The sequence below is a fragment of the Neisseria sp. genome (assembly GCF_030527965.1).
In the GTDB taxonomy this organism is placed as follows: Bacteria; Pseudomonadota; Gammaproteobacteria; order Burkholderiales; family Neisseriaceae; genus Neisseria.
On sequence record NZ_JAUMZU010000011.1, the window covers coordinates 66,910 to 88,252 of the forward strand.

Here is a 21,343-nt window from a genome sequence, read left to right on the forward strand (position 1 = left end):
CTATAAGGTGTAATCTGTGTATGTGCAGGCTTTCAGACAGGCATTTCGGATTATCGGTTTTGATAGCAATGACAATAAAATAATTTAAATGATGAAATAGCGGATATAAGCCTGTCTGAAAACCGTTTTGCCGGAAATTTGATAACAGATATGAATGTTTCTAAAAAAACACCACTGATACGCTGGCCGTGGTTTGCTTTTCTCAGTTCGATGCGCTTTGCTGTGGCGCTGTTGAGCGTTTTGGGGATTGCTTCCATTATCGGCACGGTGTTGCAGCAAAATCAGCAGGCAACCGATTATGTGGTGAAATTCGGGCCGTTCTGGTCGGAAATTTTCCGCTTTCTAGGTTTGTATGACGTTTATGCCTCAAGCTGGTTTGTGCTGATCATGCTGTTTTTGGTGTTGAGTACGGGGCTTTGCTTGTGGCGCAATATTCCGCCGTTTATGCGGGAGATGAAATCCTTTCGTTTGAAGGCTAAAGCGCAGTCGCTGGCGGCTATGCGGCATAGTGTCGAATTGGCGCACGGCCTAACGCCTGAAGTGGCGGCGCGTTATCTTGAAGTACAAGGGTTTGCCTATAAAATGGCGACGCGCGATGACGGTTCGATTATTGTTGCGGCTAAAAAAGGTTCGGCGAACAAATGGGGTTATATTTGCGCGCATGCGGCTTTAATCGTTATCTGTTTGGGCGGCCTGATCGATAGTAATCTGCTTTTGAAATTGGGCGTGCTTACCGGCCGGGTGGTGCCGGACGAAACATCCGTCTTTGCCAAAGATTTCAAACCGGAAAGCGTGATGGGGCAGGGCAACCTTTCTTTCCGCGGTAATGTCAATATTACCGAAGGGCAAACGGCAGACGTTGTGTTTCTGAATGCCGACAAAGGCATGCTGGTGCAGGATTTGCCGTTTAGCGTAACCTTAAAAAAATTCCATATTGATTTTTACAATACGGGCATGCCTAAAGATTTTGCCAGTGATCTGGTGGTGGTGGATAAAAAAACCGGTGCGCGGTCGGAGCATACCATTCGTGTGAATCATCCTCTGACGGTAGACGGCGTAACGGTTTATCAGGCCAGCTTTGCCGACGGCGGATCCGAGCTGAAATTCAAGGCTTGGGATTTGGCCAGCCCGTCCAAGCAATTTGTCCGGTTGGGCGCCAAATCGATGGCGGCGTTTCCTTTGAATCTGGCGGAGCAGAAATATCAGATTGAGTTTGGCCAGTTTACCGCAATGAATGTGGAAGACATGAGCCAGCCCGCAGAAAAGAAAGATTTTCGCAGCAAATTGAATGATGTGCGTGCTGTGCAACAGGAAAAACGGTTTACGAATATCGGCCCTTCCGTTGTTTATCGCTTGCGCGACAGTGCAGGGCAGGCCTTGGAATATAAAAATTATATGTTGCCGATCGACCAAGGCGGCTCGTATTTCTTTATTACCGGTGCGCGTCAAGAATTGGATCAGCAATACCGGTGGCTGCGTATTCCAGCTGACGCACAAGGCAAAATGGACACTTTCATGACGCTGCGCGAGTTGATTAACGATGGCGGTGAACGTGGTAAAATTGTGGCGAGAGCGGCATTGTCAGCGCCGCAAGATGTGCGCGAGCAATTCGGTCGTGCAATTGAAAATACGTTGGAATTGTTTGCTCGCGGCGGTTTTCCTGCCATAGATGAATTTATTGTGAAAACATTTCCGGCGGATCAGCAAGCCAGAATGAAGGAATATTTTTATCAGATTGTATACGGCGCGGTCAATGCTGGGCTTGAGCAGGGTATCGCCGATGGCAAGCTTGCTGATTGGGCTCCTGATGATGCGCGAACCCTTTTTATAGCGAACAGTTTGGAAGCTTACTCGGGATTGAAAGAATTTCCGGCACCGGTGTTGTTGCAGCTCGACGGCTTTAAAGAAATTCGCTCTTCCGGCTTGCAGATGACGCGTTCGCCCGGCGCATCGCTGGTGTATTTGGGTTCGGTGCTGTTGGTGCTGGGCACGATTTTTATGTTTTATATAAGAGAAAAACGCGCATGGCTGTTGTTCGACCAAGGCAAGATACGTTTTGCCATGTCTTCCAGCCGCAACGAGCGTGATTTAGAAAAAGAATTTCCTGAACACATCCGCCATTTGGAAGAATTGGCTAAGGATTTGAACCATGAATAACGCTACCAAAGCGGCTAAGCTGCCGCATCATCCTTTACTGCAAGAGCGTTCGCTCTGGCGCGGCTTGAATATTACCGATTGGCTGTTTGCTTTTTTTATTGCCGTTGTGGCTGTTTTGACGCAGTTGAAGATGCCGCATCATATGGATGTATATGAAACATGTATTCTGTGGGGCAGCGCCGGCGCAACCGTTTTGTTGGGGTGGTTTTTTAAGCCGATACGTTGGTTTGTGCCGCTTACGGTAGCGCTTGCTTACGGATCGGTGTTGCTTTATGCAGGGAGTTTTGCCAATCATGACCGCTTCTTGCTGCGTTACTTTTTGAGCAGCCAGTCGGCTGTGATGTGGCAATGCGCCATGGTTTTTCTGGCTTGGTTTTGTTATCTGGCCGGTTTGTTGGTGGCTGCAAAACAGCAACGCGATACCAATACATTGCTTGGTATGGGCACGGCATTTGCGTGGGTTTCTGCTGTGGCGGGGTTTACCGGCCTGTTGGTGCGTTGGCATGAGAGCTATTTGTTGCGCCCGGATGCGGGCCATATACCGGTTTCCAATCTGTATGAAGTGTTTATTCTGTTTCTCGTGGTTACCGTGCTGATGTATCTTTACTATGAGGCGAAATTTTCTTTGCAGCGAGTGGGCGGTTTTGTGTTAACGTTTATGGCAGGGGTTGTGTGTTTTATCCTTTGGTACAGCTTTGCGAGCAAAGCGTATCAGATTCAGCCGTTGATTCCGGCTTTGCAATCTTGGTGGATGAAAATCCATGTGCCGGCCAATTTTATCGGCTACGGGGCTTTTTGTATGGCGGCTATGCTCGGCGTGGCGGAGTTGCTGGTGCTGCGTCGCAACGGTGTGCGTTGGCTGCCTGATGCGCAGACGCTGGAAGAGGCGATGTATAAAGCGGTTGCCGTGGGCTTTTTATTTTTTACCATCGCAACTATTCTTGGTGCTTTATGGGCGGCAGATGCTTGGGGCCGTTATTGGAGCTGGGATCCGAAAGAAACTTGGGCGTTTATCGTATGGCTGAATTATGCCGTATGGCTGCATTTGAGGCTGGTGGCCGGTTGGCGTGGAAAAGTGTTGGCTTGGTGGTCGGTTATCGGTTTGTTTATTACTGTTTTTGCTTTTTTGGGCGTCAATATGTTTTTGAGCGGCTTGCATTCTTACGGAACGCTTTGAAGCTGAAGATTAAATGCCTGTCTGAAAAGCTTTTCAGACAGGCATTTTCTTTTTTGCCTTATCTGAGGCAAACTGTTAAACTCACGTTTCCCAATCTACACTAAGGCATTCACCACATTATGAAAGACGGAGAGCAGAAACGCTTGAATTCCCGCCTTGGTGTGTGCCCGCTTCAGGCAGCCTGATTCGTTCAGGCTGCCTTTCATTGTTTTAAAAAGGATTTCTAAAATCATGGATCTTGGTTGGCTAGCCGAACCGCAAACGTGGATAGGCTTTGCAACGTTGTTAATTCTCGAAGTGGTGCTTGGTATCGATAATCTGGTTTTCGTTGCCATTTTGTCGAATAAGGTCAAGCCTGTGCTGCGTGACAAAGCCCGCATAACCGGCCTGACACTGGCGATTGTTATCCGCATCATCATGCTGGGTTTTATGGCGCATATCATCACGCTGACCCGGCCGATGTTCAGCGTTGCCGGCCTTGCCGTATCGGGTAAAGACATTATTATGTTTGCCGGCGGCCTATTTCTGCTTTACAAGGCAACGACCGAATTGCATGAGCGCCTTGAAGGCCAGAACCATTTTGCTGTTGCCGAGAATCACAAAACCCATGCTTCTTTTTGGGGCGTGGTGGTGCAAATTCTGATTTTAGACGCCGTATTTTCGATTGATTCGGTCATTACAGCCGTTGCGATGGTTGAACACATCGTTGTGGCAATGGCCGCGGTTGTTGTCGCCATGACTTTGATGATTCTGGCAAGTAAACCGCTGACTGAGTTTGTTGAAAAACATCCCACAGTGGTAATGCTTTGTCTGGGTTTTCTGTTGATGATTGGCTTTAGCCTGATTGCCGAAGGCTTCCATTTCCATATTCCGAAGGGCTATCTCTACGCGGCCATCGGCTTCTCTATTCTGATTGAAGCATTTAACCAGATTTCATTAAAAAACATGCGTAAAAACGATTACATCAGCAGCTCGTGGCGCAAACGTACCGCTGAAAATGTTTTGGGCATGATGGGTATACGCGAAAGCGTATTGGCCAAGTCCGGTGAAGATTCGGATGACGGTGCTCATTTTGAGGAAAACGAAAAATCCATGATTCGGAGCGTGTTGACCTTGGCGGAACGCCCCATCATGGGCGTTATGATTCCGCGCCGAGACATCGAACGGCTGGATATCTCGCAAAGCAAGGAAGAGCAGCGCCTTAAACTGCAAGACACGCCATACTCGCGCTTGCTGGTTGTCGGCAAAGCAGGGGTAGACGAACCTTTGGGTTACATCAATAAAAAAGACCTGCTCGGGCAATTTTTAGAAAACGGAGAAATCAATATTCAAGCCGCCATGCGCCAGCCGCTAGTGTTGCCGGATAGTGCCACTGCGCTCGATGCAATTGAGCTTTTCCGCAAAAACAGTGCGGATTATGCCTTGGTAGTAGACGAATTCGGTGCGGTGCTCGGCATGGTTACCATGAAAGATTTGCTTGAAACCATTGCCGGCGAATTTCCGGAAGAGTTTGAACAAGAAGAAAAATCCGCTTTGCAAGAAGATGCCGGTGAAAGCATGACTGTTGAAGGTTCGCTCGAATATGTAGAGCTCGCACCGCAGCTTGGGCTTCCGCCCAAAGAAGAAGATTCCGATTACCACACCGTGGCCGGTTTGATTATGGAAGAATTACAAAGCATTCCCGATATAGGCGATTTTATCGATTTCCACGGCTGGCATTTTGAGGTGATTGAAAAAGAAGGCCAGCGAATTGAGCGGGTGAGGATTACTAAGCTAAAAGAGGAATAGGCCGGATTTTATAGACGATGATTCGGAAAGATATAGGCAATGCCTGTCTGAATATTTTCAGACAGGCATAACTTTGAAATAATCAGATATGCGTGTCGCCAATCTTTTGTTTGTTAGGATCGAGGGCGTTCGGGAAGTGCGATAAAAAGGCCATCTATATTTTAGATGGCCTTTGTTGCCCTAATCAGCGCGTTACCGGTTTATAGCGAATGCGTTTCGGTTTCGCACCTTCCTCACCCAAGCGGCGTTTTTTATCGGCTTCGTATTCTTGATAGTTACCGTCGAAAAACACCCATTTCGAATCGCCTTCGCAAGCCAGAATGTGGGTAGCGATGCGGTCGAGGAACCAACGGTCGTGTGAAATAACCATCACGCTGCCGGCAAACTCAAGCAGCGCATCTTCAAGCGCGCGTAGGGTTTCTACGTCGAGGTCGTTAGAAGGTTCGTCCAATAACAAAACGTTGCCTCCGGAAAGGAGCGTTTTGGCCAAATGCAAGCGACCGCGTTCGCCGCCGGAAAGATTGCCGGCAATTTTGCTTTGGTCGCTGCCTTTGAAATTGAAGCGGCCCAAATAAGCGCGGGCGGGAATTTCAAATTGGCCTACCTGAAGAATATCGCGGCCTTCCGCAATATTGTCGAATACGGTTTTGTCGTTTTGCAGGCCGTCGCGGCTTTGATCGATTAGCGACATTCTCACGGTCTGGCCGATTTTTACTTCGCCGCTGTCGGGTTGCTCTTTGCCGGCAATCATTTTGAACAAAGTGGATTTACCGGCGCCGTTCGGGCCGATGATGCCGACAATCGCACCGGCTGGCACTTTAAAGCTCAAATCATCAATCAACAGCTTGTCGCCAAATGATTTGGAGACGTTTACAAACTCAATCACTTCATTGCCCAAGCGTTCGGCCACCGGAATAAAAATTTCCTGCGTTTCGTTACGCTTCTGATATTCGTAATTGCTCATTTCTTCGAAACGAGCCAAACGTGCCTTGGACTTGGCTTGGCGGCCTTTGGCATTCTGGCGCACCCACTCCAATTCCTGCTTCATGGCTTTAATTCGGGCGGCTTCTGACTTGGCTTCGCTTTCCAACCGTTGCTCTTTTTGCTCCAACCAAGAAGAATAATTGCCTTTCCAAGGAATGCCGTGACCGCGATCCAGCTCTAAAATCCACTCGGCGGCATTGTCTAAGAAGTAACGATCGTGGGTTACGGCGACAACGGTGCCGGGAAAACGCACCAAAAATTGCTCCAACCATTCTACTGACTCTGCATCCAAGTGGTTGGTCGGTTCATCAAGCAACAACATATCTGGTTTGCTCAACAGCAGTTTGCACAATGCCACGCGGCGTTTTTCGCCACCGGACAATACACCGATTTTGGTATCCCAATCGGGTAAACGCAAGGCATCGGCGGCGATTTCCAGCTCGTGTTCCATGCCGCCGCCGGTGCCCGAACCAGCCGCGATAATGGCTTCCAACCGCCCTTGCTCTTCGGCCAGTGCATCAAAATCGGCGTCGGGGTCAGCATAGGCTGCATACACTTCTTCCAAACGTTTTTGTGCCGCGGCCACTTCGCCTAATCCCGCTTCTACTTCTTCGCGTACCGTTTTTTCCGGATCAAGCTGCGGTTCTTGCGGCAGATAGCCGATTTTGATGCCGCCCATCGGCACGGCTTCACCTTCAAATTCTTTGTCTTCCCCCGCCATGATGCGCAACACGGTGGATTTTCCCGCACCGTTCAAACCCAGCAAGCCGATTTTCGCACCGGGAAAAAAGGAAAGGGAAATGTCTTTAATAATGGTTTTTTGGGGCGGCACGACTTTGCTCACGCGCAGCATGGAATAAACGTATTGGGCCATGGGGATTCTTTCTTTCAGAGGAGAGATTTGGCGACTGAATCAAAGCAAACAGCCGTCATTGGATGCGTTGATTTTAACTGAAAATCGTGATGCAAGCAGCTTCAAAAAGAGGAGGAAAGATGGCATGACGCTTGATCGCGAGTCAATTCAGAATAATGCCATATCTTAGTTTCTCACTTCGCATGGCACTTGAATGATGTGGCAGAATGATGCTATCAAAAGACTTTGTTATCGCGCATTGTCCTGTGACGGCACTTTATTTAGGGTCTGCTTTAAGCCTAAAAATGCAAATGCCTGTCTGAAAATTGTTTCAGACAGGCATTTGTAATTCAAGTTCTCTTAATCTCTTGGTTCGTGCGGTTCGGGTGAATCATTGCGATGGATTTTGTGCGGTGCGTTGTGTTTTTTTGCGGCACGTTGGAATTTACGTTTTTTGTGCATCGGTGCTTGAGGTTGGGCGCGATGAGGATCGGCACGGTGGATTCGGTCGGCATCGCCGGGGGCGGCATGATCGTGTTGCGGTGCCGGAGCAGGCGCCGGAGCAACCGGCTCATGACGGACTTCATCAGGGCCGGGCATCGGCGCGGCCAACAGGCTGCCGGACAGCAAAGTTAAAGAAGCAAGTGCGGTTAATTTTTTCAGGTTCATGAATATCTCTCTTTGAATTAAACGACGGCAACGTGTGTTGCGACGGTTGACATGGTAATCGGTTGGCTGTTAACGGCAGTTAGCCATCGGATAATTTAACAGAAATCCCGCTAATTTTTTATAGGCGATTATGGCGGAAGATTGTGAATGCGAAGTCGGATTTTCAATCTTCTCAATGGTATAAGGCAAACCAGCTTGTCGCCTTTAGTAAATCTTCTTTATTTTTTATTGTTGCAACAAACGAAGCTATCCCTAGGCAGGGTTTTCAGACAGGCTTTACCGAATAACGGGCAGCCGTTGGCCATTTGAGTGCAGATTGTTGACAACTTTTGGCCTGTATGAAAAATATAGATGGATGAATTTCATAAATTTCCATTGAAAAAGAGCTTAAATTACATTAAATTAGCAGTTTGTCGCCTGATAGCTCGCAGAGGGCTTTCATATGACTAACCATAAATAAAACGGCATTTTTGCCAACGGACACATCACAATGACCACGACCGCTCCCCAGCGCATCCGCGAAATCCCTTACAACTACACCTCTTATTCCGATCGAGAAATCGTTGTCCGCCTGTTGGGCGAAGATTCATGGAACGTATTGCAAGATTTGCGCAGTCAGCGCAAAACCGGTCGTTCGGCGCGCATGTTGTTCGAAGTATTGGGTGATATTTGGGTGGTGGTGCGTAATCCTTATCTGGTGGACGACTTATTAGAGCATCCCAACCGCCAAGCTGCGCTGGTGAAAGAAATGCGCCACCGTCTGCATGAAATCCAGAAGCGTCGCGACGATAACGAGCAAGTGGCATTGTTGTTACAAGAAGCGGAAGCCGCCGTTAAGCGGTTTGATGACAGTTTTGAAACAACCCGCCGCAAGCGCGCTGAAATTCTCAAGCGTTTAAGCAAAATCACCCACAAACACAATATTATGTTTGACGGTTTGGCACGGGTAACTCACGTTACCGATGCGACTGACTGGCGGGTGGAATATCCGTTTGTGGTGCTGAACCCCGATACGGAAGACGAAATCGCGCCTTTAGTGCGTGCATTAATCGAGCTGGATTTAACCATTATCCCGCGCGGCGGTGGCACCGGCTATACCGGCGGTGCGGTGCCGCTTGATGCCATGAGTGCGGTTATCAACACCGAAAAACTCGATAAGCATCAAGGCGTGCAATATGTGGCTTTGCCCGGATTGGAAGGCACGCATCCTGTTATCCATTGCGGCGCCGGCGTGGTTACGCGGCGGGTGGAAGAAACCGCTTCCGCCGCCAAGGTGGTCTTTGCGGTTGACCCGACTTCTGCCGACGCCTCTTGCGTTGGCGGCAATGTGGCGATGAACGCCGGCGGCAAGAAAGCCGTTTTGTGGGGTACGGCACTGGATAATCTGGCCTATTGGAAAATGGTTAATCCGCAGGGCGAATGGTTGAAAATCGAGCGTATTCGGCACAACTTCGGCAAAATTCATGACGAAGAAACAGCGGTTTTCGATGTGCACACTTTGGATGCGGAAGGTGTCAACATTGTAAAAACCGAACGTCTGGAAATTCCCGGCCGTAATTTTCGTAAGGTTGGGTTGGGAAAAGACGTTACCGATAAATTCTTAAGCGGTTTGCCCGGCGTGCAAAAAGAGGGTACCGACGGCATCATCACCAGCGTGGCCTTCGTTTTACACAGAATGCCGAAATACATCCGCACCATTTGCCTTGAGTTTTTCGGTACAGTTGCCAATGCCACGCCATCTATTGTGGAAATACGCGATTATTTGCTCGGCCACAATAGCGTGAAGCTGGCGGGTTTGGAGCATTTGGACTGGCGCTATGTTCGAGCCGTCGGCTATGCCACCAAAGCGGCGGGAAAAGGCCGCCCGAAAATGGTATTGCTGGCGGATATTGTTGGCGATGATGAACAAGACGTTATCGAAACGGCCGAGCATATTGTAAAACTGGCGCAGGCGCGCGACGGCGAGGGCTTTATCGCGGTAACGCCCGAGGCGCGTAAAACATTTTGGCTTGACCGAAGCCGTACGGCGGCGATTGCCAAGCATACTAACGCCTTTAAAATCAACGAAGATGTGGTTATTCCGCTGGAGCGGCTGGGTGAATACTCCGATGGCATCGAGCGCATCAATATCGAATTATCGATTAAAAACAAACTGGCTCTGTGCGATGCGTTGATTCGGTATTTGCAAGGCAATCTGCCGGTGGAGCAATTGGGTACCGATTTGCCCAAAAGCGAGCTGTTAGGCGCCCGTGCCGACCATGCGCTGGCCCATGTTCAAGCGGTGCAGGAGCGGTGGCAGTGGCTGCTGGCCAATCTGGATTCACCGTTGGCCGGATATCGGCAGCGTTACGGCAAAGCCGTATATACCGAGCCTGAAGCGGAAGATGAAGAAAGCTGTTTTACTGCGTTCCGCGATTTCCGCTTGCGCGTGTCGGTAAAAGCCGACGTGATGAAACCCCTGTCTGAAATTTTCAGCGGTAAGGCGGATACCAAAATCATGCAGGGTTTGGCCGCCGTTCACGCCAAAACCGTGCGCGGACGGGTCTTTGTTGCTTTGCATATGCACGCGGGCGATGGCAACGTGCATACCAATATTCCCGTTAATTCCGATGATTACGAGATGCTTCAAACGGCCCACAAAGCCGTTGATCGGATTATGCACATTGCCCGCAGTCTGAATGGAGTTATTTCCGGCGAACATGGCATCGGCATTACCAAGCTGGAATTTTTGTCCGACGAAGAAATGCAGCCTTTCTGGGATTACAAAGCCCGGGTCGACTCACAGGGGCGTTTCAACCGGCACAAGCTGATGAAAGGTTCCGACCTTCGCCGTGCCTATACCCCTTCGTTTGAATTGCTGGGTGCCGAATCGTTGATTATGGAGCAATCGGATTTGGGTACCATCGCCGATTCGGTTAAAGACTGCCTGCGTTGCGGCAAATGCAAACCCGTGTGCAGCACCCATGTGCCGCGGGCGAATCTGCTTTATAGCCCGCGCAACAAAATACTCGGCGTCGGCCTTTTGACCGAAGCGTTTTTATACGAAGAGCAGACCCGCCGCGGCGTTTCGCTGAAGCATTTCGACGAATTGAATAATGTGGGCGACCATTGTACGGTGTGCCATCGCTGCGTTCGTCCTTGCCCGGTCAACATCGATTTCGGCGACGTTACGGTTGCCATCCGCAATTATCTGCGCAAAACGGGTAAACGGAAGTTTAATCCTGCGGCCGCGGCGGGCATGGCGATGCTGAATGCCACCGATCCGCGCACCATCAATTTCTTGCGTAAAGGCGTGGTACAGGCCGGTTTCAAATTGCAGAATCTGGGTTACGACTTGGGTAAAAAGCTGCATTTGGGTGCGAAAAAGCAGAAAGCCGCTCCGAAAGCCACCACCCGTAAAGCACCGGTTAAAGAGCAGGTCATTCACTTTATCAACCGCCCGCTGCCGCGCAATGTGCCTATCCGCACCGCCCGTGCCTTGCTGAACATCGAAGACAGCAAAACAGTGCCGGTTATCCGCAACCCGCAAACGTCTGAAGACAGCGAGGCCGTGTTTTATTTCCCTGGCTGCGGTTCCGAGCGTTTGTTCAGCCAAGTTGGTTTGGCGACTCAAGCCATGTTGTGGCATGCCGGTGTGCAGACGGTATTGCCGCCGGGCTATCTTTGCTGCGGTTATCCGCAAGACGCGGGCGGCGACAAAGACAAAGCCGAGCAGATGGCCACTGAAAACCGCGTGTTGTTCCACCGTATGGCCAATACGCTGAATTATCTGGATATCAAAACTGTGGTGGTCAGCTGCGGAACGTGTTACGACCAGCTCGATAAATACCGCTTCGAAGAAATTTTCCCGGATTGCCGTATCATAGACATTCATGAATTTTTGCTGGAAAAAGGAGTGAAGTTGGACGGCGTGAAAGGCACGCAATATCTCTACCACGATCCTTGCCACAGCCCGATAAAAACCATGAATGCCACCAAAATGGCCGGTGAGCTGATGGGTAAAGAGGTGGTGCTGAGTGATCGTTGCTGCGGTGAGAGCGGTATGTTTGCGGTTAAACGGCCCGATATTGCCACGCAAGTCAAATTCCGCAAACAGGAAGAAATCGAGAAAAACCTCAAACAATTGCCGCAGGAAGAGGGCGGGCAAGTTAAAATGCTGACGTCTTGCCCAGCCTGTCTACAAGGCCTGAGCCGTTACAGCGAAGATAATAATATGCCTGCCGATTATATCGTTGTGGAAATGGCCAAACACATCCTCGGTGAGAATTGGCAGAACGAGTTTGTCGAAAAAGCCAAAAACGGCGGCATTGAGCGCGTCAGATTGTAATGCGGCTCCCGTTATAATGCCTGTCTGAAAAACAAAAGCGCTTTATGTTTTTTTAGACAGGCATTATGATTATGCGAACTATTTTGCGGTAAACATGATGACCTTATCCGACCAAACCGTGATTGAGCATACCCGAAGCTGGCTGGAAAAAGCCGTTATCGGATTGAATTTGTGCCCGTTTGCCAAAGCGCCTTATGTGAAGCAGCGAGTGCGAATTGCCGTAAGCCATGCCAAGCATTTAGACGGCTTTTTAGAAGACCTTGATCGCGAATTGCTGCTGCTGGCGCAAACGCCGCCGGAAGAAACCGAAACGAGTCTGCTGGTTCATCCTGCGCTATTTCCTGATTTTGAAACCTTTAACGACATGCTTGATTTTGCCGATCAGGCGGTGCTGGATAACGGTTTGGAAGGCGTGCTGCAGATTGCTCCCTTTCATCCGGGTTTTATGTTTGAGAATACGGAGCAAGACGACATCAGCAACTATACCAACCGTTCGCCTTATCCGACGCTGCATCTGATTCGCGAGCAAAGTATCGCTAAAGCAACCGAAAGCTTTCCTGATGCAGAAGCGATTTTCGGGCGCAATATCGCATTATTGGAAAAAATGGGGCATGAAGGCTGGGAAAAGCTGGGCATTGCCGCTGAATGCCCTGTTAAACATAAATAAGCTGCCGGTTGGCAGTGTAGAAACACATATACGGTAAGAATTATGATTGTTCGCTCGATTTTCTGGCTGGCCGGCGCCATTTCATTGGCGCTCGGCGTCATCGGCATTTTTTTGCCCGTGCTGCCTACCACGCCTTTTGTGTTGTTGGCAGCAGTATGCTGGGCGCGCGCTTCGCCGCGTTTGCATGGTTATTTGCACGGGCACCGTTATTTCGGCTCGATGATTCAGAATTGGGAAGCCAAACGAGCCATTCCTCGCCGTGCGAAATACCTTGCTTGGAGCATGATGGCGGTTTCTTGCTTGATGTTGTTCTGGCGGTTTCCGCAGCGATGGTGGATGGGGGCTATTGCCAGCGTTATCTGCTTAGCAACCGGCATTTGGATGAGCCGCTTGCCGGATGCTTGATAACGGATCGTAGTGTTCGAGTTTTATTAGCAGCAAGATAAAACCGTGTTTTAACAACAAAAGCCTGTCTGAAATATTTCAGACAGGCTTTTTTTTAGATTGGGCGTTTCCGGTTTAGTCCATTCCTATGATTAAAGAAGTCATACTAACCGATTTGCCGACGATTTCATCATTGAAAATTTCCATATATTCTTTGCGTTTGCTGACCGCCAATACATAAAGAAGCGGCCAGAAATGTTCTGGCGAAGGCTGGCCGGTACGGATGGGCTGCGGATAATGACTGTCGTCAAGCAGAGAGGTAAGGTTATGGTTTTTCAACCATTTCAGGATTACTTCATGCGCCAGCTCCGCCCATGTGTATCCGGGGCCGGGTTGGTTGAAATGGCGCAGATCAAGTAAGCTGAGATTGTGGATGATATTGCCGCTGCCGATAATCAAAACGCCTTTTTTACGCAGGCCGGCAAGTTTCTGCGCCGTTTTGTAGTGTTCTTGAGCATTGAAATGCCGATTAAGGCTCAGTTGCACGACCGGAATATCGGCAGTAGGGAACATTCGGTGCAATACCATCCAAGTTGCATGATCCAGCCCCCATGAATGGTCTGCTGTTACCGGGTCGGGAGCCAACAGCTGTTGAATTTCGGCCGCCAGTTCCGGATTGCCGGGAGCAGGATAAGTAATTTTACTTAATTCGGGTGGGAAGTCGCTGAAATCATGAATGGTACGTGGATTGTCCATGGCGGTTACGGAAGTGCCATCGGTCACCCAGTTAGACGAGATGCACAAGATGCTTTTAATTTCTTCGTCATAAATGTCACGCAACTCTTCCCCTAGCCCTTGCCAGGAAGTGCTGTACGGGGTGTCTTCGATAGCGTTTATCGGGCTGCCGTGCCCAATAAACAATACGGGAAGGGACATATTGCGTTCTCTAAATTGTTTTTTTGATTTGATTTAATAATCATAGGTATAGTTGTTTTTTGGGACTATGTTGAAAGAATCAAATGGCTATAATTCTTAAAACGGCTGGCGATTATATCCTAAGAAAAGATTGGGAATGAAAATAATGACCTGGCTTTATCTTAAGTTTGACTATCATAAAAAATGCTTGCCATTTTTTACAATGACAAGCATTTCGCTTTTTAGTTTCCTGTTTACTCAAACAAGTCGCGCAGTTTGTCTTTGAACGATTTTTGACGTGGTGTTTGCGATCGGGTCAGGCCTGTGGAAATTTTTTCAAATTCTTCCAGCAATTCTTTCTGGCGGTCAGTCAGGTTAACCGGTGTTTCCACCAGAATATGGCAATATAAGTCGCCTTGCGCATTGGAACGCAGCGATTTGATACCTTTGCCTTTAATACGCATACGACGGCCGGTTTGCGTTTCTTTCGGGATGTTGAGCTTCACTTTTCCATCAAGTGTGGGCACTTCTACTTCACCTCCGAGGGCAGCGATAGTAAAGCTGATCGGCAGTTCGCAATGCAAATCCAAACCGTTCCGCTCGAAGGTTTTGTGTGCTTTGACATGCACGATAACATACAAATCTCCGCTCGGCGCGCCGTTGCGACCAGGCTCGCCTTCGCCGCTTAAGCGTATGCGCTGGCCGTCATCAATGCCGGCCGGAATGTTGACTTCCACCGTTTTGGTGGTTTTGATGCGGCCTTCGCCGCGGCATTTTGCACAGGGTTCTTTGATTTCTTTTCCGCTGCCGTGGCAAGTGGGGCAGGTTTGTTGCAATTGGAAAATGGCTTGGCGTACGTGTACGGTGCCGCTGCCGTGGCAGGTTGAACATGTGGTGGCGGAAGTGCCGGGCTTGGCACCGCTGCCGTGGCAGACATCGCAGTCTTCAAACGTAGGGATGCTGATGCGTTTTTTAATGCCTGACGCTGCTTCTTCCAAGGAGATTTCAACAGCATATTGCAAGTCGGCTCCTTGATAATTCTGCTGGCGTGCGCCGCCCGCGCCGCCGCCAAACATCTGACTGAAGATATCGCTGAAATCAAAGCCTTGTGCGCCGCCGCCAAATCCGCCGAAACCTCCGAATCCGCCGCCCATGTTGGGATCGACGCCGGCATGGCCGAATTGGTCGTAGGCGCTGCGTTTTTGTGCGTCGGAGAGTACGTCGTAGGCTTTTTGGATTTCTTTGAATTTTTCTTCGGCTTCTTTGTTGCCCGGATTGCGGTCGGGGTGGTATTTCATGGCCAGCTTGCGGTAGGCCTTTTTAATTTCTTCGTCGCTGGCGCTTTTGGCTACGCCTAATGTTTCATAAAAATCTTGGCTCATAATGGTTTGTCAGTAAGGTGGTTTATTTGAAGTCGGACGAAAAATATGGGCGTTTTGGCAGATTTAAAGAGGCTGATGCCATTTTATTGCAAAAAGAGCCCCTCCGCTGCTGTTGTGATTTTTCAGACAGGCATTGTGTTTTAGCATCTATTTTATAGGGATGACAGGCAAAGACGGTTCGGGTTTATTGGTTCGCCTGCGGATTATTTCTCCATTCGTATAATAGGCAGCGTAATGCTTTTGCTGCCGTATGACCGGTGGTAATTGCAATGGAAAGCCATAAGCAGGCGGTTTTGGTATCTTGTGGCACGCCATGGCCGTGATAAAGAAGGTTGGCAAGATTGTAGGCGGCATCAGGATCGCCTTGGAGGGCAGCTTGGGTCAGCCAATGTGCGGCTTGCTTGGAATCGATGGGGGTGCCGTGGCCGTTTTGGTACATCATGCCGAGACAGGCTTGTGCTTTGGGATGGCCTTGCTCTGCCGCACGTAGGTAAAGCGTTAGCGCTTCGGAATAATTTTGGCGGCATTCTAGGCCGTATTGTCGGGCGAAGGCGGTTTGGTAAGTGTGTTCGGTTTGTTGGAATCGGGTTTGCAATGTTAAATCTGTTGCGGCAAACGGTGTGTCGGCCAGCTTCAGATAGGCTGCAATGTCGCCTGCTTGGGCGGCGCGAAGATAATAGTCTGCCGCTGTTTTTTCGGAAGCATTGATGCCTAATCCGTATTGGTAAATATCTCCCAAAAGACGTAGGGCACGGGGATGGTTGGCTCCAGCCGCAGCGTCTGCGTGGCGGCGTACTGCCTGTAAATCGTGCGGCAGATATTGGCCGATTAGATAGAGCTGGGCCAAAGCCATGTGCGCTTCGCTGTCATCTTTGGCAGCGGCGGTGCGATACCATTGCAAGGCTTCTTGAGTATGTGCCGAGTTATGGCTGTTTGCCAAAAGTTGGCGGGCGTATTCGGTTTGAGCCGCCGGAATGCCGGAATGAGCAGCAATTTTCAGATGGTGCAGAGCTTGTTCGGAGTTTGGCTGAACGCCTTCGCCGCGTAGATATTGCAGGCCGATTTGCCAGTGGGCGGGAGCGTAGCCTTGTGCTGCTGCCTGGCGGTAATATTGATAAGCAGCAGCTTTGTCGGGATGGCTGCTGTTTTGATGATGTTGTGCAAGAAAAAACAGTGCCTTGGGGCTACTGTGCTGCTCGGCGGATTGTTTGGCCCAATAGAGTGCTTGAGCAGGGTTGTGCTCCGCATAGTAATCCATCAGGCGTGTTTGGGCGGGGAGGAAGCCTTCTTGAGCCAGCTGAGTGTATACGGGCAGAATTTCGCAGAAAGGGATGCCGTTTTGCTCGCGGAGCATGGATAGGTGAAAGCTGCCGTTGTGGTGCCCTAAATCGGCCGCTTGTTTAAACCAATAGGTTGCTTGTATGCGGTTGGCCGAGGTGCCGAAGCCGTAGAGGTAGCAATTTCCAAGACGGTCGGCGGCTTCACCGTTGCCGGAAAGTGCGGATTGTTCGAGTAGCGGTAAAGCCTGCTCGTAAGCAGGCGGGGTTTTATGCAGACAGGCCAATGCCTGCCTGAAAACCAAATCGTCGGTTGCTTGCATATCGGTAAGTGAGTATCTATTTTTGTTTTTGATGCTGCTATTTTAGTTTATTTCAGGCAAATTGACGCGACTATAGAAGCTGCCGTTGATTTGGGTGATGTTTAAATGATACATGCGATAGGCATGAAAAAGGGCTTGATCTGGTTGGTCGGGGTTTTGCCAGAATTGGGCCAGTGGTTGTTGGGAGGTCATGCCGGGGATGTCGTAATGAGCACGACCGAGTACTTTGACCGGCATGTGGTGGATAAGTGCCGATAGGCCGCTGGTGCTGTTTAGGGTAACCATACCGATACCGTGGCGTAAGAATACGGGCAATGGTACGTCATGGACGTAATAAATACGACGATGAAACTGGGGATGTTTTTCAAGAAAAGCATCAATGTCTTTTCTGTAGTCGATAAAACCTCGATCCATTGGATGGTGTTTGATGAGTAGGGTGGTATCGTGTGGGGCATGGTGTGCAAATGAATCGAGCACATGCAAGAGGAAGTCGCGTACGCTGGCAAAATCGCTGTGAACGTGAATCTGACTGTCGTTGAATACTTGCAGTGGCAAGACGAAAAAGCGACCAAACTTACCGCTTTCGATTTGTTTGGCGAAACTATGATCGTTGAGAATGTAGTTGGCACGCTTAATGCCTGAGAGTACCCAAAGCTGGATATAGTGGCTCAGCTGATTAATGCGGTGGTGTTGATAATTCGGATATTGACTGTGCTTTAGGCTGGAAGATAAGTAATAACGTATAGCAAGCTTGGCTCTGGGCCAGAAGCCATCGGGTACTGCTGCGGGAGCGGTGTATTTTTGCTGTTTCAGACAAGCATAGGCATTCAGGTAGAAGTTTCCCCGGCGTGGTAGGCGAGAATAAGCGTTGACGCCGTGTTCTTCTAATGTAATGAAATGCGGGCGGAAGTAGCCTTCTTCAAAAGCCCAAAAACTGAGGTGCAAACGATCGCATATACGTTTAGCGGCGACATGGTAAGGGCGGGTGTCTCCGAAACAGACTACGGCTTCAATTTTTTTATCTTGTAAAAATGTTGTGAGATAGGATTCAAAATGCTCGTAATGATCTTTATAGCAATACGTGTTTTTAATATGAGCAGAATAGAATACCTGATCTCCATAGTTGAAGTTGAATTTATATACTTCAACTTCTTTATTCTCCAGCCATTGTGCCAAGTTGCGGAAAAATGGGCCAATGGGGCTTTGGAGCAAGAGGATGCGTTTGTTTTGGCTGAGTTTTTCTAAATTCGATTGAAGAGTAGGGTTTTGCATTGTGTTTATGGCTTCTTATTTCTTTAGGGAGAGATAAAGCTGTGCCAGCTTACCTCTTTGTTTTGCAAACCAACTGCGGCGTAAGCCGGTTTGTCCTGCTTGTGTTGCTTTCTGGGCGGAAAGGATGCGGATAGCGGTGTCGGCATCAATAATAGTATGCCTTCGATAGTCGGCATAGAGCGGGTAATAGACTAAAGTTCCACTGATGAGTTCGGCTAAATTTAATTTTTTTGTGCGCCTTGGTAGTGGGATGTAGTCATGGGTTAGACCCCAACCGGCATAAAAAGGTAATCCGTAGCAATGAACGGTTTTTCCGCGCAACAAGGCTTCAAAGCCGGTAAGGGAGGTCATGGTGTGAACTTCGTCGGCTATCTTCAGACAGGAAAGTATGTCGGCTTCTATTGCAACCATATCAGCAAGCCGGTCAGTATCCTCTTGATTGACATGTCCGATGCGGTTGCCGCTTACAACATCGGGATGCGGTTTGTAGATGATGAATGAATTAGGATTGAGTTCTCGTACTTTGCTTAACAAGGCGGCATTTCGATGAATTTCAGGCGAGCCGTAGCGAATGGACGCATCGTCTTCTACCTGACCGGGAACCAGAATGATTTTTTTCGGCGTATCCGGTCGCTCGAAAGCACGTATGCCGACATTATATTTACTGATATTCGAGGTAATCAGTTTTTGTTGTAAGGCGAGGGCCGTGATTTTATCTTGCTCAGAAAAAGCGTGGTTTTGTAGGATGTGTTCCAGTCGCGAAGGGGTTTGGGCATTGAAGTAAATGCCCAGATCGTCGGCCACCAATGATAAGGGCGGTACTAAATTTGAGCCTAGGCCAACTGATCGGATAAAGCCATCTTCCATACGCAACAGCGGGATTTTTCGGGCGTGAGCTAGGCTTAATAAATCATCTTTGCCATTTCCCCAAATTAAGAGACGTGATTTGTCAGGTAAGTTCTGCGGGATTTTGTTGGTTGAAGAAACAAAATGTAAGGTGCAGGAAGGTAGGTTGAAGAAAGGTTTGATAACCGAACGCTTCCATAGAGACATTCCGACACAATAAAGATGACCATGAAGCCTTTGGTTTAACAGGCGTGCCTGTTTCAGATAGGCAATGACGTCGAAAATATTACCTGATTCTCCGGTATTCGGATTGATATAGCTCGTGTATTGCAGATAAGCAGACGAGAATAGTTGAGCCAAACTGCGCGGCGCGCGGCGGCCCGCTTGGTGCAGCGTTGCCATGTCGGCATGCCGATCGTCGGTCAGCCCCCAACCGGCATACCACGGTTTACCAAAAACACTTACCGGTTTGCCGCACAAAAGCGCCTCAAAGCCCATGTGTGAGGTAACGCAATAAACTTTATCAGATCGTTGGATCAGTGAAATTGGATTGATGTCTTCCGCAATGAGATTTACGCGTGTTTGCCGAGCCAGATCGGTTAGATAACCTTTTTTCTTGCCGGTTAAAACGTCGGGATGTGTTTTAACCCATATTTCGGCTTTTGGATGCTCGTGTAACGCGGCTTTAAACATTTGTTGAAATATTTGCTCATCTGCTCCGCCGTATTGCACGGCCATGTCGCCAAAAGTTTGGTCGATAACTAAGATGATTTCTTTTTCAAGCAGTGCTGGTTGCGAATGCCTGTCTGAAAACGAAGGAGCATGGTTGTATTTTGATAATTCGTTAGCTGTAATCGAAGCGATAGCTTCTTCTGACTGCTTTAAAAAGGCGGCTTCAAGTTGGTTCGAGGATAAAACGAGTTGCTCCAAGCGAGAAGGGCGGGTGGTGTCGTAGTAAATTCCTTTATCGTCCCACACAATGGCGAATGGTGGATAGCCATCAACTCCCAAACCGACAGACCGTAAGAAGCCGTCTTCTAATGCGATATAAGGTATGTTTCGCTTTTTAGCGTAAGCACGTGCCTTGTCGGCCGTAGGCCGTAGGCCCCAACCGAATACGCAATCTGCTGAAGAATTCGGTTTGCTTAATTGAGTGCCGGGGAAAAAGTTTTTTAAATCGGGGATTTTGAGAATGCCCCGAGAAAAAATAGCAGCTTTTTTCACGTTTTTTGAAAATTAGAAGAATAACAAAAATATAAATTATACCGCGATAAATTAAATGCCTGTCTGAAAACACGCCATACTTCACTGTTTTCAGACAGGCATCAATCATTTATTGAATTTCCAAAGATGGGAAAGATTTAATCAAATCATCCACTGCTTTAACCCGTAATAGGAAATCTTCTAACTTATCCAAAGGCAGTGCGCTGGGGCCGTCGCATTTCGCAGCATCAGGATTGGCATGGCTTTCTAAAAACAACCCTGCCAAGCCGGTAGCCATCCCTGCTAGTGCCAAATCGAGTACTTGAGTGCGCCGTCCGCCTGAAGCCGAAGCTCCTGCTTCGCGCGTTTGCAACGCATGGGTTACGTCAAAAATAATGGGCACATCTGGGCACGTCTTCTTCATGACTCCAAAGCCCAGCATGTCGACTACCAGATTGTCATAGCCAAAATTCGAACCGCGCTCACACAAAATTAATTGATCGTTTCCGGCTTCTTTGAATTTTTCCACAATATTTTTCATTTGAGAGGGGCTTAAAAATTGCGGCTTTTTAATATTAATCACTTTTCCTGTTTCGGCCATCGCCACAACTAAATCAGTTTGTCGTGCTAAAAAAGCCGGCAATTGCAAAATATCGACTACTTCTGCCACAGGTTTGCATTGCCACGGCTCATGCACATCCGTAATGACGGGTACATCAAACTCCCGCTTGATCGCCGCAAAAATTTTCAATCCCTCATCCAATCCCACTCCTCGAAAAGAATGAATGGAAGAGCGGTTGGCTTTATCGAAAGAAGCTTTAAAAACATAAGGAATGCCCAGTTTGCGGGCTACCTCTACATATTTTTCACAAGCTTTCAATGTCGAGCCCAAATCTTCCAGCACATTGATACCACCGAAAAGAGTAAAAGGTTGGGTATTGGAAAGAGGATTATTTTTGATGTTCATAGCTATTTATTACTGATTCTTGAATGAAGAAATGGTAGATAAATGCCCATTTAATTATTTTCAGACAGGCATTTTATTTTAAAAAGTAATTTAAATTATGGGGCTGTCCTAGATAACTAGTACAAATCATGCTTTACTAATTGTTTTAAAAT

Annotated in this window: 15 protein-coding genes; 6 read left to right on the forward strand and 9 right to left on the reverse strand. The window is 48.6% G+C overall.

The genetic code is table 11. The features are described from left to right. The first annotated feature begins 150 nt into the window (after window positions 1-150). Both Q4A84_RS06480 and ccsB read left to right on the forward strand, forming a co-directional pair. Window positions 151-2,157, forward strand: a complete 2,007-nt coding sequence (locus tag Q4A84_RS06480; protein WP_303088117.1) for a cytochrome c biogenesis protein ResB — start codon at window positions 151-153, stop codon at window positions 2,155-2,157. Continuing rightward, a complete protein-coding gene (gene ccsB / locus Q4A84_RS06485) occupies window positions 2,150-3,334 on the forward strand; it encodes a c-type cytochrome biogenesis protein CcsB (protein ID WP_303088118.1) in 1,185 nt (394 codons plus the stop codon). Before Q4A84_RS06480 ends, ccsB begins: the two co-directional genes overlap by 8 nt. 95 nt (window positions 3,335-3,429) lie before the next feature. Here the strand turns inward: ccsB and Q4A84_RS06490 are convergent, their stop codons facing one another. Beyond that, window positions 3,430-3,567, reverse strand: coding sequence for a hypothetical protein (locus Q4A84_RS06490; protein WP_303088119.1), 138 nt, complete (start codon window positions 3,565-3,567; stop codon window positions 3,430-3,432). Between Q4A84_RS06490 and Q4A84_RS06495 the strand changes: the two genes are divergently transcribed. Then, complete coding sequence (locus Q4A84_RS06495; RefSeq protein ID WP_303088120.1) at window positions 3,566-5,122, forward strand: TerC family protein; 1,557 nt, start codon at window positions 3,566-3,568, stop codon at window positions 5,120-5,122. The genes Q4A84_RS06490 and Q4A84_RS06495 overlap by 2 nt on opposite strands. Window positions 5,123-5,306: 184 nt before the next feature. Here Q4A84_RS06495 and ettA read toward each other — a convergent pair whose 3' ends face one another. Together ettA and Q4A84_RS06505 are read right to left on the reverse strand one after the other, a co-directional pair. Continuing rightward, complete coding sequence (gene ettA / locus Q4A84_RS06500) at window positions 5,307-6,980, reverse strand: energy-dependent translational throttle protein EttA (protein WP_303088121.1); 1,674 nt, start codon at window positions 6,978-6,980, stop codon at window positions 5,307-5,309. A gap of 339 nt (window positions 6,981-7,319) precedes the next feature. Then, on the reverse strand, window positions 7,320-7,628 hold the full coding sequence (locus Q4A84_RS06505; RefSeq protein WP_303088122.1) for a hypothetical protein: 309 nt from the start codon (window positions 7,626-7,628) through the stop codon (window positions 7,320-7,322). 490 nt (window positions 7,629-8,118) lie between these two features. On the opposite strand from Q4A84_RS06505, the gene Q4A84_RS06510 reads away from it, so the two are divergent. From Q4A84_RS06510 to Q4A84_RS06520, 3 genes are all read left to right on the forward strand, one after another. Then, window positions 8,119-11,955 carry a DUF3683 domain-containing protein gene (locus tag Q4A84_RS06510; RefSeq protein ID WP_303088123.1) on the forward strand — a complete coding sequence of 1,279 codons (3,837 nt, stop codon included), beginning with the start codon at window positions 8,119-8,121 and terminating at the stop codon, window positions 11,953-11,955. Window positions 11,956-12,052: 97 nt separating this feature from the next. After that, complete coding sequence (locus Q4A84_RS06515; protein ID WP_303088130.1) at window positions 12,053-12,622, forward strand: DUF1415 domain-containing protein; 570 nt, start codon at window positions 12,053-12,055, stop codon at window positions 12,620-12,622. Window positions 12,623-12,667: 45 nt separating this feature from the next. Next, a complete protein-coding gene (locus Q4A84_RS06520; protein ID WP_303088131.1) occupies window positions 12,668-13,027 on the forward strand; it encodes a YbaN family protein in 360 nt (119 codons plus the stop codon). A gap of 114 nt (window positions 13,028-13,141) precedes the next feature. Here the strand turns inward: Q4A84_RS06520 and ygiD are convergent, their stop codons facing one another. The 6 genes from ygiD to kdsA form a co-directional block, all read right to left on the reverse strand. After that, on the reverse strand, window positions 13,142-13,942 hold the full coding sequence (gene ygiD / locus Q4A84_RS06525) for a 4,5-DOPA dioxygenase extradiol (protein WP_303088124.1): 801 nt from the start codon (window positions 13,940-13,942) through the stop codon (window positions 13,142-13,144). A gap of 233 nt (window positions 13,943-14,175) precedes the next feature. Further along, complete coding sequence (dnaJ, locus tag Q4A84_RS06530) at window positions 14,176-15,306, reverse strand: molecular chaperone DnaJ (RefSeq protein WP_303088132.1); 1,131 nt, start codon at window positions 15,304-15,306, stop codon at window positions 14,176-14,178. 181 nt (window positions 15,307-15,487) lie between these two features. Then, a complete protein-coding gene (locus Q4A84_RS06535; RefSeq protein ID WP_303088125.1) occupies window positions 15,488-16,903 on the reverse strand; it encodes a tetratricopeptide repeat protein in 1,416 nt (471 codons plus the stop codon). 42 nt (window positions 16,904-16,945) lie between these two features. Then, window positions 16,946-18,175, reverse strand: coding sequence for a capsule biosynthesis protein (locus Q4A84_RS06540; protein WP_303088126.1), 1,230 nt, complete (start codon window positions 18,173-18,175; stop codon window positions 16,946-16,948). Between the two features lie 15 nt (window positions 18,176-18,190). Then, window positions 18,191-20,245, reverse strand: a complete 2,055-nt coding sequence (locus tag Q4A84_RS06545; protein WP_303088127.1) for a capsular polysaccharide biosynthesis protein — start codon at window positions 20,243-20,245, stop codon at window positions 18,191-18,193. Between the two features lie 109 nt (window positions 20,246-20,354). Continuing rightward, on the reverse strand, window positions 20,355-21,191 hold the full coding sequence (gene kdsA / locus Q4A84_RS06550; protein WP_303088128.1) for a 3-deoxy-8-phosphooctulonate synthase: 837 nt from the start codon (window positions 21,189-21,191) through the stop codon (window positions 20,355-20,357). Window positions 21,192-21,343 lie beyond the last annotated feature (152 nt).